The organism is Chryseobacterium arachidis (genome assembly GCF_900129245.1).
GTDB lineage: Bacteria > Bacteroidota > Bacteroidia > Flavobacteriales > Weeksellaceae > Chryseobacterium > Chryseobacterium arachidis.
In genome coordinates, this window is record NZ_FQUT01000004.1 from 417,559 (window position 1) to 434,536 (window position 16,978).

The 16,978-nt window shown below is 34.0% G+C and carries 14 protein-coding genes; 3 read left to right on the top strand and 11 right to left on the bottom strand.

All coding sequences use genetic code 11. The features are described from left to right. Positions 1-276 (top strand): DUF6520 family protein, encoded by a 276-nt coding sequence (locus BUA89_RS10460; protein ID WP_072956882.1) that lies wholly within the window; start codon positions 1-3, stop codon positions 274-276. 355 nt (positions 277-631) lie between these two features. Here the strand turns inward: BUA89_RS10460 and BUA89_RS10465 are convergent, their stop codons facing one another. Further along, positions 632-1,894, bottom strand: coding sequence for a chloride channel protein (locus tag BUA89_RS10465; protein ID WP_072956885.1), 1,263 nt, complete (start codon positions 1,892-1,894; stop codon positions 632-634). An 809-nt stretch (positions 1,895-2,703) separates the two neighbouring features. On the opposite strand from BUA89_RS10465, the gene BUA89_RS10470 reads away from it, so the two are divergent. Continuing rightward, positions 2,704-3,840 (top strand): serine hydrolase domain-containing protein, encoded by a 1,137-nt coding sequence (locus BUA89_RS10470; protein ID WP_072956888.1) that lies wholly within the window; start codon positions 2,704-2,706, stop codon positions 3,838-3,840. A 268-nt stretch (positions 3,841-4,108) separates the two neighbouring features. On the opposite strand, the gene BUA89_RS10475 is transcribed toward BUA89_RS10470, so the two are convergent. Continuing rightward, the gene (locus tag BUA89_RS10475) at positions 4,109-4,648 is read right to left on the bottom strand and encodes a hypothetical protein (protein ID WP_072956892.1); all 540 of its coding nucleotides are present in this window, start codon (positions 4,646-4,648) and stop codon (positions 4,109-4,111) included. An 854-nt stretch (positions 4,649-5,502) separates the two neighbouring features. Next, a complete protein-coding gene (locus BUA89_RS10480; RefSeq protein ID WP_072956895.1) occupies positions 5,503-6,621 on the bottom strand; it encodes an alkene reductase in 1,119 nt (372 codons plus the stop codon). Positions 6,622-6,767: 146 nt separating this feature from the next. Here BUA89_RS10480 and BUA89_RS10485 point away from each other — a divergent pair, with 146 nt between their 5' ends. Beyond that, entirely contained in the window at positions 6,768-7,184 is a 417-nt protein-coding gene (locus BUA89_RS10485; protein ID WP_072956899.1) for a winged helix-turn-helix transcriptional regulator, read from the top strand. 73 nt (positions 7,185-7,257) lie between these two features. On the opposite strand, the gene blaOXA is transcribed toward BUA89_RS10485, so the two are convergent. The 8 genes from blaOXA to BUA89_RS10525 form a co-directional block, all read right to left on the bottom strand. Continuing rightward, positions 7,258-8,061, bottom strand: a complete 804-nt coding sequence (gene blaOXA, locus BUA89_RS10490; RefSeq protein WP_083531656.1) for a class D beta-lactamase — start codon at positions 8,059-8,061, stop codon at positions 7,258-7,260. A 139-nt stretch (positions 8,062-8,200) separates the two neighbouring features. Beyond that, positions 8,201-8,407 (bottom strand): nuclear transport factor 2-like protein, encoded by a 207-nt coding sequence (locus BUA89_RS23305; protein WP_072956903.1) that lies wholly within the window; start codon positions 8,405-8,407, stop codon positions 8,201-8,203. Between the two features lie 350 nt (positions 8,408-8,757). Continuing rightward, on the bottom strand, positions 8,758-9,720 hold the full coding sequence (locus BUA89_RS10500) for a S41 family peptidase (RefSeq protein WP_083531657.1): 963 nt from the start codon (positions 9,718-9,720) through the stop codon (positions 8,758-8,760). Between the two features lie 42 nt (positions 9,721-9,762). After that, the gene (locus BUA89_RS10505) at positions 9,763-10,158 is read right to left on the bottom strand and encodes a hypothetical protein (protein WP_072956909.1); all 396 of its coding nucleotides are present in this window, start codon (positions 10,156-10,158) and stop codon (positions 9,763-9,765) included. A gap of 61 nt (positions 10,159-10,219) precedes the next feature. Then, positions 10,220-11,098: a DUF6602 domain-containing protein gene (locus tag BUA89_RS10510; protein ID WP_072956913.1), complete on the bottom strand. Its 879-nt coding sequence runs from the start codon at positions 11,096-11,098 to the stop codon at positions 10,220-10,222. Positions 11,099-11,247: 149 nt separating this feature from the next. After that, the gene (locus BUA89_RS10515) at positions 11,248-12,879 is read right to left on the bottom strand and encodes a T9SS type A sorting domain-containing protein (RefSeq protein ID WP_072956916.1); all 1,632 of its coding nucleotides are present in this window, start codon (positions 12,877-12,879) and stop codon (positions 11,248-11,250) included. 215 nt (positions 12,880-13,094) lie between these two features. Beyond that, the gene (locus tag BUA89_RS10520; RefSeq protein WP_143152317.1) at positions 13,095-15,668 is read right to left on the bottom strand and encodes an alpha/beta hydrolase family protein; all 2,574 of its coding nucleotides are present in this window, start codon (positions 15,666-15,668) and stop codon (positions 13,095-13,097) included. After that, entirely contained in the window at positions 15,602-16,978 is a 1,377-nt protein-coding gene (locus BUA89_RS10525) for a RagB/SusD family nutrient uptake outer membrane protein (protein WP_072956924.1), read from the bottom strand. Before BUA89_RS10525 ends, BUA89_RS10520 begins: the two co-directional genes overlap by 67 nt.

The window sequence follows — 16,978 nt, forward strand, 5'->3', positions numbered from 1 at the left end:
ATGAAAAAGTTCATTTTTCCTGTAGTCCTGGTATTAGTGGGCACAGGGTCTGCTTTTGCAACCAAGATGGTTAAAGAAAGCAACCAAGCCATCGAAGCTGGTTACCGTTTAGTAAACCACGGTGAAGGCCAGTTTGAATGTATCAATGCAGATAAAGACTGCAGTACTGTTGCCACAGCAAATGTATGCACGTGGAGCGCCGATCCCTCTGTTCAGTTGAGAGCAGTTGGCTCTGAAACAATGTGTGGCGAACTTCTCTATGAAATACAGCCCTAACTAAAAATTGAAGGATGTCAACTTGGCGTCCTTCTTTTATTTGCAACACAAAATAAAAAATGATGATTAAAATTATAAAGTATGCTCTGGTCCTCTACAGTTATTGGTCTTAGCAACACCATTTATCCTTATGGGCTAACCTTCTTTTACAATCAAAACTGATTATGAAAGGTTCCTTAAAACAAGGAATGATTTTCGAAATGATCCATTAGGTACATATTTTTCCACAACAGGAAAAACAGTAAGGAAGAACCAACAAGAAAGAGTTTTAAAAATACATTAGTCCATTATTTTCCAATGCAGAATTTATTTAACAAAAAATATTTTCTACTTTGATTCATCTTAACAATTCAAATCAGGTATCTAACTTAGCTTTTGGATTGTAAGTATAAACGTTATAAGGAATAATTTTCATGGCGAAATTCTTTGAAATCCAACATCCTAATAATATGGGGAAAAACAACACATATCCATTAGGAGCCAAGTTACACACTAAAAAAAGAGCTGTAAAAGGAGCAGATATCGATGCTGATAAAGTAGCAGCTGCTCCAACCAACACAAAATTGACATAGATTAGAGATGTTCCAAAATATGTATTACAAAATAAGGCAAATGCAAATCCAAGGAAAGCTCCTGCTACGATGCTGGGAGCAAAAACACCTCCGTCACCTCCTGCGCCCAAAGTTAAAGACGAAGCGAGCGGTTTAAAAAAAATAAGTAAAAGTAAAAATATAAATGAATAGCTTTGAGGATGGCTCAAAATTTCCGAAAGCGAATGATAACTATCTCCATACAAAAAGGGAAAACAAAATATTAGAGCTCCAACGATTATGGCTCCTAGGTTCACTCTAATAAAGTTATTAGAGATTGCAGAAAATAAATCTTTAATTTTAATGACCAACAATGTAAAATAAACTGATAATAAACCTGACAATAAACTTAATACAACAAAAAAAGGAACTGCCACCCATTTCCATCCCGTAATTGCAAAATCGATTAGTGGCTCATTTTTCACAAAATAAATAAACATTGCCGAGAAAACTGCAGAAACAGTACAACTTATAAAAAGTGTTCTATTAAATTTTCTAGCAATTACTTCCATGGCAAAAAGCCAGCCTGCAATAGGAGATCCAAATAGGATAGCCACACCTGCTACAACCCCCGCACAAATAAGTTCAAGTTTATATCTATGTGCAGAAAACTTCTTCTGATAAACTGCATTTCCAATAGTTGCCGATGCAACAACAGTAGAAACCTCAATTCCTGTAGAACCTCCAAAAATAACGGTCAGAAATCCATTAAAATAGTGTGAAGGAATTTTAAACAGTGGTAAATGATCTTTTCTTTGATCAACAGTTTTATAAATTTCCGTAATGCCTTTATTTTTTCTATTAAGAAAAAGATATTTTCGTAAAAAATAGATCATTGTGATTCCTATTGTCGGAAAAATAATAAAAAGAGCTAAACTCTTTTTTTCCGCAAAAAGGAATAATATTTTTTGAAAATGTTCAGTGATCAACTTAAGCGTTAATCCCAATACTGAGGCTAAAAAGCTTATGAGAAGAGAAACTAAAATTAATCTAAAATAATAGTGTCTTTGTATTTTTTTTCTTTTCATATATTTAAATTCAAGATTCCACAAAATTAGAAATTGGCTACCCTTATTCAAAAAATCCTATAATGATATTTCAACATAGTATAAGGTTTAATTGTCATATTTTGGTACGCTTTAAAGACTGAAAATGAGCCTGTGAAATGATATGGCTATAGCACGATCATTTATCGAGAATTATTTAGATGCATATCATTATATTTAAATAAATAATCAGAAATTGCTATAAAAACATATCAAACATTCAGCAATTTACAATCTAATTGTTTTTGCGACAACAATTCCTTTTTTCCACAGTAAATTATTTGTTTATGCAGTCTTATTAGGATTCTAATATTATTACGCTGTTATACATTAATTAGTGATTAAAAAATAAAATAGATGTGTAATAAAACGAGATTATATGAGCGAATATAAGATGAAATAGTTACAACAATGCATAAAACTATGGCAAAAGATATAGTGAATTTTAGACCTACCAGAATATCTATTTCTCGAAGATCTTAATAAATCATTTTGCTGATTCGGGAATTGATTTGGTTTTAAATGAGATAAAGTCTGTAAAATATCAAAAACCCCTCTCATAGTTGGAGCTTAAACAGCATGCATAGAAATCACTGCATCATTATATAATACAAAAAATACAGCTTAATTTCTGATTTATTTCTGAGCGTTCACTTCTCATTTAACAATAACTTGATCGTATTAAGCATTATATTCATGTAGAACTGGGGATTATAATTGATTTTATTATTTTTAGCGGCACACCCTTTGAGTAATTGTAATTACATTAGTTTAAGCAACGCAGTAATTCTATGAAAAAAAAGGCAACCGTTTTCTTAGGAAGTATTTCAGCCGTTATAGGTTTAATCTGTCTGTCAGGATACGGATACCTTTTCAAAGCCCTTGTTATCAACTTAAAAAAAGGACCATTAACACCATCTACGGATGACGTGGAAAAATTCCCTTCACATATTGTTAAAAATGCGAATCCAAAGCAGTGGAAAAAAAGTTTACGTTATAATAAGCTGCCTCTTACCGAAAATATTATACAAGAACTAAAAAAAACAAGAGCTTCCTCACTTCTCATAATTCACAACAGTAAGCTTGTCCATGAACAATATTGGAAAGATAAAAATCCTTATTCTTTAACGAACTCCTTTTCAATGGCAAAAGCAATACTATCCATCTTAGTAGGATTTGCAATTGATGACGGATATCTCGAATCTGAAAATCAGCTGGTTTCAGATTTCTTACCTGAATATAAAAAAAGTAACTACGGCAGATTCTTGACGTTTCGTCATCTGATGACTATGCAAGCTGGACTGGACTGGGAAGAAGAATATCATCATCCTTTTGCAGAAAATTCTAAACAGTATTTTGTCAATAATCTTGAAGAACAGACATTGGGAGTAAAAATGAAACAAATGCCCGGTGAAAGCTACGAATATCAGAGTGTATCAGCGCAATTACTTGGTATTGCTTTAAAAAAAGCAATTGGTAAAAGTCTTGCAGATTATCTATCAGAAAAACTTTGGAAACCTCTACAAATGGAGTTTCCTGCAAAATGGAGTGTTGATGAGCAGGGACTTGAAAAAGCATTCTGTTGTTTACATGCAATTCCTAGGGATTTTGCAAAAATTGGACAACTAATTATGCAGGATGGCAACTGGAATGGTAAACAAATTCTTAGCAGGGAATACTGCAAAAAGCTTCAGACTCCTACAAGAGAGAATAATGCCTTTTGTTTCAACATTTGGGCTGATGAAGACAGCACAACAAAATACAGATTCTTTTATGGTTTTTTAGGACAGTTCATTATAATGGTTCCAAGCAAAAATTTAGTTATTGTTAAGAGTGGCTTTTACAACCGTTTGGAAGTAGATGATAAAAAACGTCCATTACAAGTCCGTTTATTAGTAGAAGAAATTATTGGATTATTTAACCTCTGATAATAACCAATGTTATCAAATGTTATTTTCGCTTGTCTTACTGAGTATTAGAAATCAAGCTTGAATTCTATATTACCCTCTTCATTTGTACTAAATAAGGCTTCGTAAACTAATTCTTGAAACATTCAAAATCAATAGTAAGTTTTTCTCCTTCTTTAATGTACCAGAATTCTTATGTTCCCAAAATAATAACTAACGAGTACTTACCTTAACTATGATGTGAGGCGGATTCGTTAGTAAATGCCATTTTTTTCCAATGAATCGCGACTTATTGTACTTTAAATTCTATTTTATTATCTGCATTTTTACCTTTGATATTGGTGTAAATAAAGTTCCTATTACATTTGTCTGATCCTAAAAAATCAATCCTATCATCTGCAAATAATGAATAATTTCCTGCTTTGTTTAGTTGTACTTTTATTTCAAGCTCATAGTAACCATTAGCAGAATTATAGGTGACATTGTACCAGTTTTCTGCTCCATTTTTCTTGCTTCCCTTTATATAAGTAATGTTATTGCCGTCAAAAAGCTGAGTAGCGCTTGCAATATACCAGCCATTGGATGTTCCTGTTTTCTGATAAAGGTCGACCGGATCTCCGAAATAATTGTTTTGAGAAGGAATTGTTAACTGATAAATAATTTCTTCTCCTTGATTGTATATCTGTTTTAACGGACTTATTGTAATGAGATCGGGAATAGTTGCGGAAGCATCTTTACCGTCACAAACTTCCTCCCCGATATTCGGACAACTTTGTAGTACTGATAAAATCAACAATACAAAGAAGATTTTTAAAAATTTAGTATCCATAAAAAGGTTTTAATTTTAGATGATTATTAATGATAAGCCGACATTAAAGGATTTTTAATGTTTTCTACAGATTAGACATTAATTAATTATATCCAGTAAAATCTGAGTGCTGAGTCTGGACATAGGATTTGTTTTATCATTTCAAGGCTTTGCAGATAAGATTATTTTATGGTAATAATCCATCTTTTCCGCCCAGATAACATTCTGCCAGCCTATAAACGCGAGTCCAAAAAGAAAAAAATACTGGAATTTTTTTCACGATTGAAATTGTGTTTAAATTGTTAGTTTTCAGGTTATGCATTTTGTCTTACGAATATAGATAATCCCTGATAATAAAATTAAATTTTATGAATTAATTTCCTATGTAAATGAAATAAAAAAATAAGTTTCTCACAACTGCGAAGTGAGATGGATTTATATTTTTGTAAATTTTTAATTTATTATTAAAAAAGAAAAGTTCTCCTTTTAGACATCTTTCTATCTTAAATAGTGCGACAAAGCATCGTTTTTTAAGATTTTTTGCTGTTGCACAAGTTTGCAAAACACATCAAATATTCAGCAATTTAATCGACACGAATAGTAACTATTTATCATTTTGCAGAATTTTTGGAGAATTAATATCTCTGTTTAACAAATTTATATGATACATTAAACATTCAGCAATTAAATAAACTGGAGGAATTATTTAATCATTTTTCAAGGTCCATTTCTCAAAATTACAAAAACCAAATTGTAATATCTTTGAATCCTGTTGTCAAGAGTCCATTTTCAACCTTAAACACGTAAAAAAAAGAGGCTCCTTCATTAGAAGGAATCTCTTTTATCCTATATCGGATTATGTTTTGAATATGTACTTAAGACTTAAGATACACTGTTTTTGGATAGCTGATGTATCCATTTTCGTCTCCCGAGTAAAATGTATTTCTATCACTTTCTGATAAAGGTAAATTATGTTTAAAACGTTCAACCAAATCAGGATTTGCAATAAAAGGCTCACCGAAAGAGACTAAATCCGCATTACCTTCTTTTAGAATTGTATCGGCAGTCTGTTTTGAAAAACCTAAGTTAGCCATTAATCTGCCACTGTAATGATGACGGAAATGTTTAAAATAGCTCTCCTGTAATTGTTCAACCGGAGTTCCTATTAAGTCTTCGGATGGTCCTACTATATGTACATACGCCAAATCATAGCCATTCAATTTATTTAAGATATACTGGAATATTGAAATAGTTTCTTCATCAGGTTGAACAATGCCAACATTACTTAACATAACAGGGCTAAATTTAATAGCTATACGAGTACTGTCCCAGACTTCTTTAACAGCATCTAAAATTTCAAAAATAATACGAGCACGGTTTTCAATATTACCACCATATTCATCAGTACGCTTATTGGTTGCTATGCTAAGAAACTGTGGAATTAGCATACCCGCTATTGCATGTATCTCGATACCGTCAAAACCTGCATTCTTTCCGTTTTGAGCTGCTTGTCTATAATCCTGTATGGTTTTTTGAATATCAGTAACAGTCATTTCCCGTGGCGTTACAGTATATTTAAAACCTTCCGGAGTAAAAGATTGTGATTGTATATTGATTGCAGATGGCGCTATCGGAAGTTCACCATTTTGAAGATCGGGATGCGCTCCAGCACCAATATGCCCCAATTGCAAAAAAATTAAACCACCTTTGTCGTGAACAGCTTTGGTTATAATTTTCCATCCTTCTATTTGCTTTTCGGTGTAAATTCCAGGAACATTTATAAAACCAATGGATTGTGAATTTACCCAGGTGCCTTCTGATAAAATTAGACCGGCAGAAGCCCGTTGCGCATAATATTCTGCCATCATCGACGTGGGAACTAGGTCTGGATTAGTAGCTCTACCACGAGTTAATGATGCCATTACCACTCTATTTTTTAATTTCAAATCTCCTAATTGATATTCCTCCAAAAGATTTGGCTGTATATTTTTCATCCGTTATTTATTTTAAATTTTAACGAGGTAAAGGTCGGTCAATCACAGATCCGGAACAATATAGGAGAAATTAAGATCGTAGGGATAAATTTATCCCTATGAACAAATCGGTAAATATGTCATAACTTTGTACAAATATCAGACTAATGTACGAAAGAAAGATTCCCCTTACGATAGATTGTGGTTTGCACTTGACCAGAGAAATACTCAGCGGAAAATGGAAACCTGCATTACTTAATGCGATTTCTATGAATATAAAGCGTCCCAGTGAAATTTTGAGAATACTGCCTGATGCTACCCGTCGGGTTTTAAATGTACAATTGAAAGAACTTGAAGAGCATGGAATAATAGAAAAGAAGACCTATCCGCAACTACCTCCTAAAGTGGAATATTCTCTTACTGATATTGGATGGTCGTTGATGCCCGTTATTAATGCGATGAATATTTGGGGTGACGAAAATCGTGATTTTTTGGAGAAAGTCATCAAGCAAGATCCAAAAATTAGGGAAGTTTCAAAGTCTCCTTGTGAGTTCATTCAGCTAAACGCAGCCGAGGGAAAATAAACTCATTACATACATTATTTTTTCAGATGATCATGACAATCGTTTTTTGAGACTTAATTATAGTTTATTTGTTTTAATAAACTTTCAAGTCAGCGAGAATATCATTTAGAATTTCAAACCTAGCTTTTCCAAAATCCTCTCTTTTTTCCATAGACTGAATGCAGTTTGAAAAATAATATACATTATCTTTTATAGTAACATAACCTACATACCATCCAACATACTGCTTTCCCTGTTTGCCGGCACCAGGCTTTGCTCTAGTAACTGTACCCAACGTATCATTTACAATCATAATATCTTTTACAATGTCCATAGAACGCTGTGAGAAGGGAAGTTTATTATCATGAAGCCTCCGTAGAAAATTAATTTGTTGATCAGGCGTGATCCGAAGATTTCCAGATAACCAGAAAGCGTCGATTGGTCCTGTAATATCAGCGTTACCATAGTTAGCTTTAGTTAGCCACTTTTTCATTCTATCTTCACCTATTCTTCTCGCTAATTCCTGATAGTACCACACTGTAGAATTCCTAAAAGCATTTCTCATATCTGTAGCCTGATTCCATGCTTTCATTGCCCTTTCTTGTCCATCCCATTTAAAAATAACATTTTCATCTTTTACAACTCCTGTCTCCAAAGAAACTAACGAGTTGCATATTTTAAATGTTGACGTCGGTGTAAATGGTTTATATCTTTGATCTTGGTTATATATCGTATATCGATCATTCTTTTGATCATACATTACAAACGATCCATCTACTCCATATTTATCATAGTACTTTTTAAAATCATTCCTAACTATGGTTGAAGGCAGTGATGTATAAGACATAGCCAGGAGAAATAGAATCCCAACAAAAAAAGTAATTTTTACAAATTTCATTTTATATAAATAGTTTTAATTTATTTTAATCGTTTTTTGAGATCTCATTCTCCTTCAAAATTTTCAAATATGTGAAATACTTTGGTATAAATTGATTTTCAATCGTGAAATCGTACAAATTAGCAACTGAAATTTTGAATTATCCAGCTGTGCCGCTCAAAACAAATTCAACATCAATATGATTATCTCCGGATGGAAAGGTTTTTATGACTTTGTCTGTTACATCAGGACACATGTTACTTAGCCTGGTATATTTTTCAATAATTTGCTGTTTAGTCTGTCTTACAATACCTTGTGCTAATGTCGGATCTTTAAACTCAGCATTTTCTGTATACATATTTGCCATTTTATCCAATCGTGATTGTTGAAATGTTCAAAATATTGTTTAATAGATTATTTATCTATTTAACCTGAGTTCGGGTTAAGGAATTTAAATAATCAACAATAAATCAAATGCTTATATTTAATTGTCGTGTTTTTTAGTCCATTCACTTATTTTTCAGGATAGAAAATGGATGAGAATAGAAATATTAAATTCATTTTTTTATAAAATTTCATAGAATAAAAATCTAAAACACTAATGATTTAACAATATACTGCTCATTATTAACAACTTAAAAAAAATCACTACTATTGTTTTCTTATCCCGAACTCAGGTTATTTAGGCAAAAAATTATTTGATAACAAAATAATTCGCTATTCAGAAAGCCATTTAATAGCAGTTTTAACTACATTGTCGTTTTTGGTATTTGATAAGTCAGATACGACGACATCGGGTGTAATTTCTCCTTTGTAGCTTTTGCCTGTTCTATCCGATACATATGTCCTTGCTAATAAGAGCTCTCCACCATTGGACAGTTTAAAAGTATAATTAGCGGTTGTATATCCAGCTGATTTTTGCCCAAAGGATTTCACATTAGGTAATCCAAAAAAGGAAATCGCAGTCATTTCTCCACTGCTTCCAGTGTTTGCATCGACTAAAACTGCAATTTTCACCCTACTATTTTTTATTTTGTAAGTTGTTACAGACTTTGGTTTACCGTTAATTTCACCATTATTATTTGACCAAGGCGCTTTGTATTTTCCTTGAACAAAGTAACCTGCAGTTCCGTCTTCAATAAGTGCATTTAAACCTGCTAACATTGGCCACATATTACCACCACCATTGTGACGCAAATCGACAATCCAACCAGTAATTATATTTTCTGTATCAATTTTTTCAATGATAGAGCGAATTGTATTAGCAAACAAAATGTCTTTATTTTCATCAAAAGTCATTAAACGCGGTACTTTAACCCAACCAATACCATTACCCAAATATTCTCCTTGTGGAATTTCGGCTGCAGTGGCATTACTAATTTCGCTAATTTGTTTTGAAGAAATAAAAAACGAATGCTTGTCACCAACTTCTCTTAGTTTTTTGGTGTAGAAATCATAAATTATTTTTTGATTATTAGCATTATCGTCATTATAGACAAGTGCTTTATTTTCAGCTTCAATATTTTTCCAATTTAAAGAATCTGTAAAAAGTGAATTTTTCTTGATGATTTTGAAAATCTCTTTATTCAAAGCAATCGCTCGCTTCTCAGTTTGACCGTTTTGTGCCTGAATTTTAGAAGCAATCAGCATTGCTATTGTAATAAATATAAATTTTTTCATTCTATTTTTATCGTTTTGTGAGACTCTAAAGTCGGTTTTTAATTATTTTATTGGGATAACCATCCTGTCTTTTGCTTCCATAGACCACTGAACTTGCCATACTCTACCATCAATTTGATCAACTAGAATAAAATTATAGATGTTAGTAGTTGGATAAAGGAAAAATCTACCATTTTTTTCCTCTTCTTCAGAAACAAGATATACTAAGGACAAAGGAGTTTCAAATTGATTGCTTTTTGTATCCCACTGAACTTGCCACATCTGACCGTTCCTTGTATCTAATTTAATAAATGTATACATATTACGTGTTGAAAAAAGTCTAAACACAACATTATTATCAGTAGAGATATTTTGAACAGGCGGTTGTGATTGATAACTATTTTGAGCAAACGAAATTTTTGCAATCAAAATAAAGATAAGAATTATTAGTTTTTTCATCAGATTTAATCATTTTGTGAGACTTTATAAAAAAGATATCATCAGAGAATTGATTAACATATTATGGAATTATTTTTTTTATCTCATCTAATGTTCTAAATCCAGAAATATCTTTTGCTTCTACTTTCTCTTTATTATATACCAAAATATCTTTAGAAATATAGTTTGAAATAGAGAAAGGCTCAACTTTGCACCGGTTTAAATGACGTATTAAAACATCTAGAAAAACCGATAAATTTTCTGATGGAATTCCTTTGTAATTCAATATATTTTCGATTTTATCAGCATCATCTGATACTAAAGGTTTAAATTTACCATCTATTATGGCTCCGTGAAATCTGCAACCATTATTTAGAATTATAATGTCGTTTGTAAATATATCTATAGGTTCGCCAATTTGAGTTTTGTCCAAAATGCCATCTATAGCAAATACGAATGAATATAATGGGTTTTTATACTTCTGATTTATATCGAAGTTTAAAACATCTCTAATATCTGCTTTTATGGCAGAAAGCCCATGAAAAGTATTTTCTTTTAATTTACGCTTCATCACATGTTTGAAATGGTAAATGCTTTTTGCAAATTCTTTTGTATGTTTAGGAGTTAAGGTTTTTTTAATTTCACCTATTGCCAAAACAGATTCTATCGGATAATATACTGTACCATTTCTACTTTCGAAAAATTTTGGAGTGCTTAACCTGTCGAAAATAATTATATCAAACTGATTACTGACATTTCCTTCATCATCAATAATTTGTCCTTGTTTTACTAAATATCTTTCAGGTAAAAATAGACTTACTTTTGAACGTATCAAATCTTCAACTTCATCTCCGGAAGATCTTATATTAGATGATTTATGAATAGATTCTGCCTTTAATTTTGCTAAATTTATCTCATTAATTATATCTTCAATAGCGTCTTTAAAACTGAATTTTTTCATAGTATATTGTTTACTCAAATGTAGTTATAATTAATCTTTTCATGTAGGGATATAATTTAAGATTTCTACTTTAAATATAAAAACAATTCCAAATCATTTATAAAATAAAATTTTCTAAAGCTTTAATTTTTCTTTTAAATACAACATATTCAATTTTTCAAAAACTTTTTTACAAAACTTTTCTGTTTTTGCGTTATACCTTTTAACAAATATTCACCATGTGAAAGGAACGGTAAATCAATTGATTTCGCAGATGGGATTTTTATTATTAACTTGCCGTCCAGTGAATATAATTCTATTTCCATAAGTTGCTCAGAAAAATAAAAAATATCTTTGACTGGGTTAGGATAAAGGGAAATAGCGTTTTTAGCCGTAAAATTGTCTACTCCTAAAGATTCCGTACCGAGTTGATAAAGTAACAAATCAAAAGTATTCTGGCTATTGGAGCTTGAACGCCCGACAGCAACATATCCATTATTTATTGAATAAATATCTGTAATATAATCATCGTGCTGTCCTCCTAAGGTTTTCTGCCAGATTATATCCCCACTTCCGTTTAATTTAAGTGTCCAATAATCGTAATTAAAATTTGCTCCAAAACGTTCTACAATCTGACCATCAGTGGAGCCGGTATGCCCAGCAATAAGATATCCTCCATCCGATGTTGATTTTGCTGACATCGCCATATCAGAATTAGTCCCTCCAAAACTTTTTTCCCACTGAATATTTCCAAATCCATCTGTTTTTACCACCCAATAATCAGGAGATGGAAAAGGTGCTGTGGGTCCAAAATGAAAGCTCACATCACCATCTCCAGAATTACCCTCTCCTGCAAAAATGAATCCACCGTCCGGTGTCAGTTCTACTGAATTAGATATTTCGTCATTGCTTCCCCCCAAGCTTTTTTGCCATTGAATATCTCCATTTGCATCTGTTTTCACAATCCACATGTTAGAAAAATAAGTTGTACCATGATGACCATTTACTATGTCTCCATCATTTGACCATGAATCTGCAGCTAAAATATATCCTCCATCGGGTGTCTGTTTCAAATCTTTAAACATATCATCACTTGTTCCTCCTAATGATTTACTCCATAATACATTCCCTAATGGATTGATCTTAATCATCCATGAATCTATTGTTGATTGAGAACCATGATGTCCGTTTACATCACCGTTGTTGGAATATGAGCTCCCTGCAATAACATAATTACCATCAGCAGTAAGGATAACTGTATTTGCATAATCGCTAAACGTGCCACCAAAACTCTTTTTCCATTGCAAATTTCCTAAACTGTCTAATTTTATAACCCAACAATCTGCGCTACCAGCAATACCCTTATGATCAGTAACATCTCCATCATTTGATAATGAGACACCGACAAGAATATATCCTCCATCAGGAGTTTGTTGCACGTCGTATGCGCGATCTTCATTGGTTCCACCAAAACTCTTGGTCCATTGTATCGTACCATTACTATCCGTTTTCAATATCCAATAATCGGGACGTGTTGTACTCCCCTGATGATTCATAAAGATATTATCGATATAAACAGACTGGGTTGAACCTGCAAAAATATATCCTCCATCATTTGTAATTTTCATGGCATTCACAGCTTCCTGCTGGCTTCCTCCAATGTATTTATTCCACTGCACAGAAGGTGCTTGGCTATTATAAAAAGTAAAATTTATCAGAAGTAAAAAAAATATAAATTTTTCATGATTATTAATTAATGCAAAGATATATGCTTTTAACAGGATAATTACTAAACTGAACAACAAAATTATATTTAGGAGAATTCAAACTTGCATCGTCATTTTTTGAGATTTTTTATTAAAGATCCATTTAACAACAATTAATTATCAATTTTGTCTAACATGGGAAGTATACTTCATGTCGATTTTTTAAGTTACTTATTATCCCTTTTAGATTACGCAAGTCATACGTTATAACAAAAAAGAACGTCTTAAAACGTTCTTTTTATCATTGAAATTTAATAGCTAATCATTTCTTTTCTAATCCACTCCACATCTTTTTTACCCTTCAAAAAAAAGTCCCACCACTCCATCACCCTCCGATTCAAATCAAAAGTCTCAGGCGTCATAAAACCTAAGCTATGAGATTGATCCCTGTAATGTAAAGCAATGACAGATTTTCTGTTTCTTAACAATCCTACATAAAAAGCTTCAGTCTGCTCGGGAACCACATTTGTATCTTTGCTGCCAGCCCATAAAAGCACTGGAGCATTCACATTCTGAACATAATTGACCGGATTATTCTGATCATATAGTTCCCGGTTTTCCGAATACGGAACATTCATATCAAACTGACCGTATTCATATCTTGCATAATCAGGAACCTCAAACAGCCTGTTGTATGAAAAATATGCCTGTACGGTATTTGCTACGGAGGAGCCCGAAATGTACGCTGCAAATCTTTTCGATTGCGTTGCTATAAAATTCGTTTCGTATCCTCCCATCGAATGCCCCATCAAACCTACCTTTGAAAAGTCAATTGACGAGTGAGCCTCCAAGGCACCCAATGCTTTATTGACACAATCCAAAGATGAAACACCTGTTCCCCGATGGTCAAATACAATATCAGGCTGAAACACAAAATACCCCTTTTCAATCAATAGTCTTTTGCTGAATCCATCCTGCCCAACATCGGCGGATATGTAGTGAGATGACGCTGACGACTGCCTCTGATAAACCCGTACAACCATAGGATACTTCCTGCCTGAGTCATAATTTACAGGATATGTCAAAATACCTTTCAACAGCACACCCAAAGAATTACGATAATGCACCACTTCCACCTTCAGCTTTGAAGCAGCGGTGTCCTGAGGATTGGTTTGATAAAGCAATTTCTTCTTTTTACCAGAACCCGCAATATAATATAAACCGTCGGGAAGATTAAAATTTTCCTCTATGCTAAAACCCCATTTATTTTTACCATTCCCACCAAAAATAATTTTTCTAATTCTTCTATCTGTTTCAGGAACAAGAACCATTGCTTTATTCCTCTTCCACTCCAAAACCGACGTAACACTTTTCACCGAATTATAAAGCTGCAGTCGTACAGGTTTTGCGGTGTCTACCGTAAACGTATTAAACTTGGTTTCCAAATGGGTAAAACCCATGATGACTTTCTTATCTATCACTACCACTTCAGAATCTTTTGAAATATCCAAAGACTTTAAAACACCAGTCTTCAGATCAAAACAATAAAGATCAGTCTCGCCGCTAAAAAACAGTTTTCGTCCATCCAAACTAAAAACAGGATTTCGAAGATCAGTGCCTTCGATATCAATCATCTTCTGATCCTGAAGATCAAACAATTTCCAGATCTTTTCCTTTCCGTCCAGCGACACTGCATACCTTCCATCCGCAGAACCGAAGATTTCGGCGACCTGCGGATAGATCAAGGTATAGGTTTTCAACTCAGTATCATACAGAAACATATTGTACCTGGGATTAGCGTGTACATAGTCAAATTCCTCCCTATTACTAAATGCCCATAAATAACGGCTGTTATTTAGTGGCGTAAATACTTCAAACCTGTCTGTAGGAAGTTCTTCAACCTTTTCAAAACCATCCGTCAAAAACCAAAATCGATACTTAGTCTTTCCATTCTTGGTAAACCGAAGTTCTTTATCCGTTCCATACCAAAGTTTAACCATCGGAGTATCCGAAACTGGAATTTGAATTTCCGCAGTGATTAAAAAAGATTTACCATTTTCAACCTCTGTTACCTTAACCACTCTCTCAGGAATATTCTGAATTTCCAAAGGAGCAATCACCTTCCTCGTCAAACAATCAAGAATCTTCATAGATCTTGTATCTGATTTTACCTCCGTTTCTCTTATACTCAAATACCTACCCGAAGGCAGCAACTCAATTTTGTCAATGCTCAGACCGGTGGAATATATAATATCTCCCTTTTGTCCATCCCAGACCACAATCAAAGATATTCCATCTGATGAACCCTTCACCAATACCATTTTATGCTCATCTCCCACCACCTTATCAACACCATCAGCACGATACAAAACATCTCCTTCCAAATCATATACAGTCAACATTTTTTTACGGTCTACAATATAATACTGTCCTTTGCCTTTGATCACACCTGCATTTCGTACAGAATTATAATCCAATTTCTGTCCCGTGCTGACATTGACAAGTCTTGCTTGATTAACACCAACAGCAAACAAATGATTATTCGTCACAAATGATCTTGAAATCGTATATCCTACAAGAGTATCAATAGGATTTTTGCGCTTATGCGAAAACACAAGCACCGTATCAACATTTCCCATGTAAGATTTGGTCACTGTAGCGTAGGATGCATCATCGTTTGTGGTTAAGAGATGTAAAGACGAAAACTGCGAGACCCATTTTTTCAACCCTTCATCCGTCATATCCTGCGCATTGACCAGATACAAAGTCCAAAACAACAAAACTCCACTAAGCAGAATCCGTGTACACTTCCCTATCATCAGTATCCCGTATTTTGAGGATTCAGCTTCGAATTCAGCAGCAGTTCCTTTTGAGGAATCGGCCACAGCTTATGAAACTCTTTCCAGTTAGGCTTTGCAGAAGCAAGCTGGTTTAATTGCTCATTCCTCTTCAAATCCAGAAAACGGTGTCCCATCTCAGTAAAGAACTCCCTCCTGTTTTCATTCAGGATTTCAGTCAACAGTACATCCTTGGTAATTCCGGCATTCAAAACCGGAAGCCCAGCACGCTGCCTTATCTTATTCACAAAAGGAACAGCATCCGCAATGTTGTTCTGCTGTGTCAATGATTCAGCAAGAAGAAGATATACCTCCTCCAATCTGAACACCACAGAATACTCCAGAGTATTCGCTGAACGAAGCTTATATTTTTCAGCCCTGTACCAAGTATTCCCACCCACGATTACAGCAGCCATCCAATTCTGTTTACGCAAGTCACCCGCAGGAAAACTTCCAACCAAAGAAGGCGTCAGCGAAAAAGCAGTAGGTGCCGCATTCACAAAATAATAAATCGAAGCTTCCTTCGTGGCATCTCCCGAGTTTTTCGGCTTCAACTGCCAAAGAATATGGGTGCCCGATTTCTGGAATACCTTGGTAATATCATTCTGAAAAGTATACAAAGGACTCTGGAGAATATTCTTCAGCAACAGTTCCGCATGCCCATACTTTTTACGGTGCATAAAAACCTTTGCCAATAAAAGCTCAGCCGTCTTCTTATTTACAAAAATACGCTCCGCATTTCTGTAGGTATCATTCAGCGCTAAAACAGCCTCCGACAAGTCCATTTCCAGACGATCCATCACTTCATCAGAAGGCGTCTTGGAAATCGTCTGATTGATTGAATAATTTGTTGTCACCGGATACGGAATATCCCCAAAGACCTGCTGCAGATAAAAGAACAGCAAAGAACGAATGGTTAAAGCTTCAGCCTTGATCCTTACCTTGTCCTTATCCGCAATTCCGGTGGAACTCTCAACCCCTTCCAAAATACTGTTTGCGTAATAAATCTTCTGATATGCAGCCGTCCAGAATGAGTTTACAGGAATACTGGAGTCAATCAGCGTATTGTTATAAATCTCGGGAAAACCATTGTTGGTAGCCGTTGTATGATACGTCAAATCATCGGTATACATTCCCAAAAGCCTTCCCGACTGATCCCCAGATACCGGAGAATCGTCCCAAAGCCCTGCATACAGCGCAGACAATGCTGCATTAGCAGTCTGCACATCATTAAATACATTCTCCGTATCGATCTGATTCTGGGGAAGGTCAGTCTCAATCATCTTCTCACAGGAAACACAGGTTGTCATCAGGCACAACGCTCCTGCCATGGTCAATATATAAATCAATAATTTCAT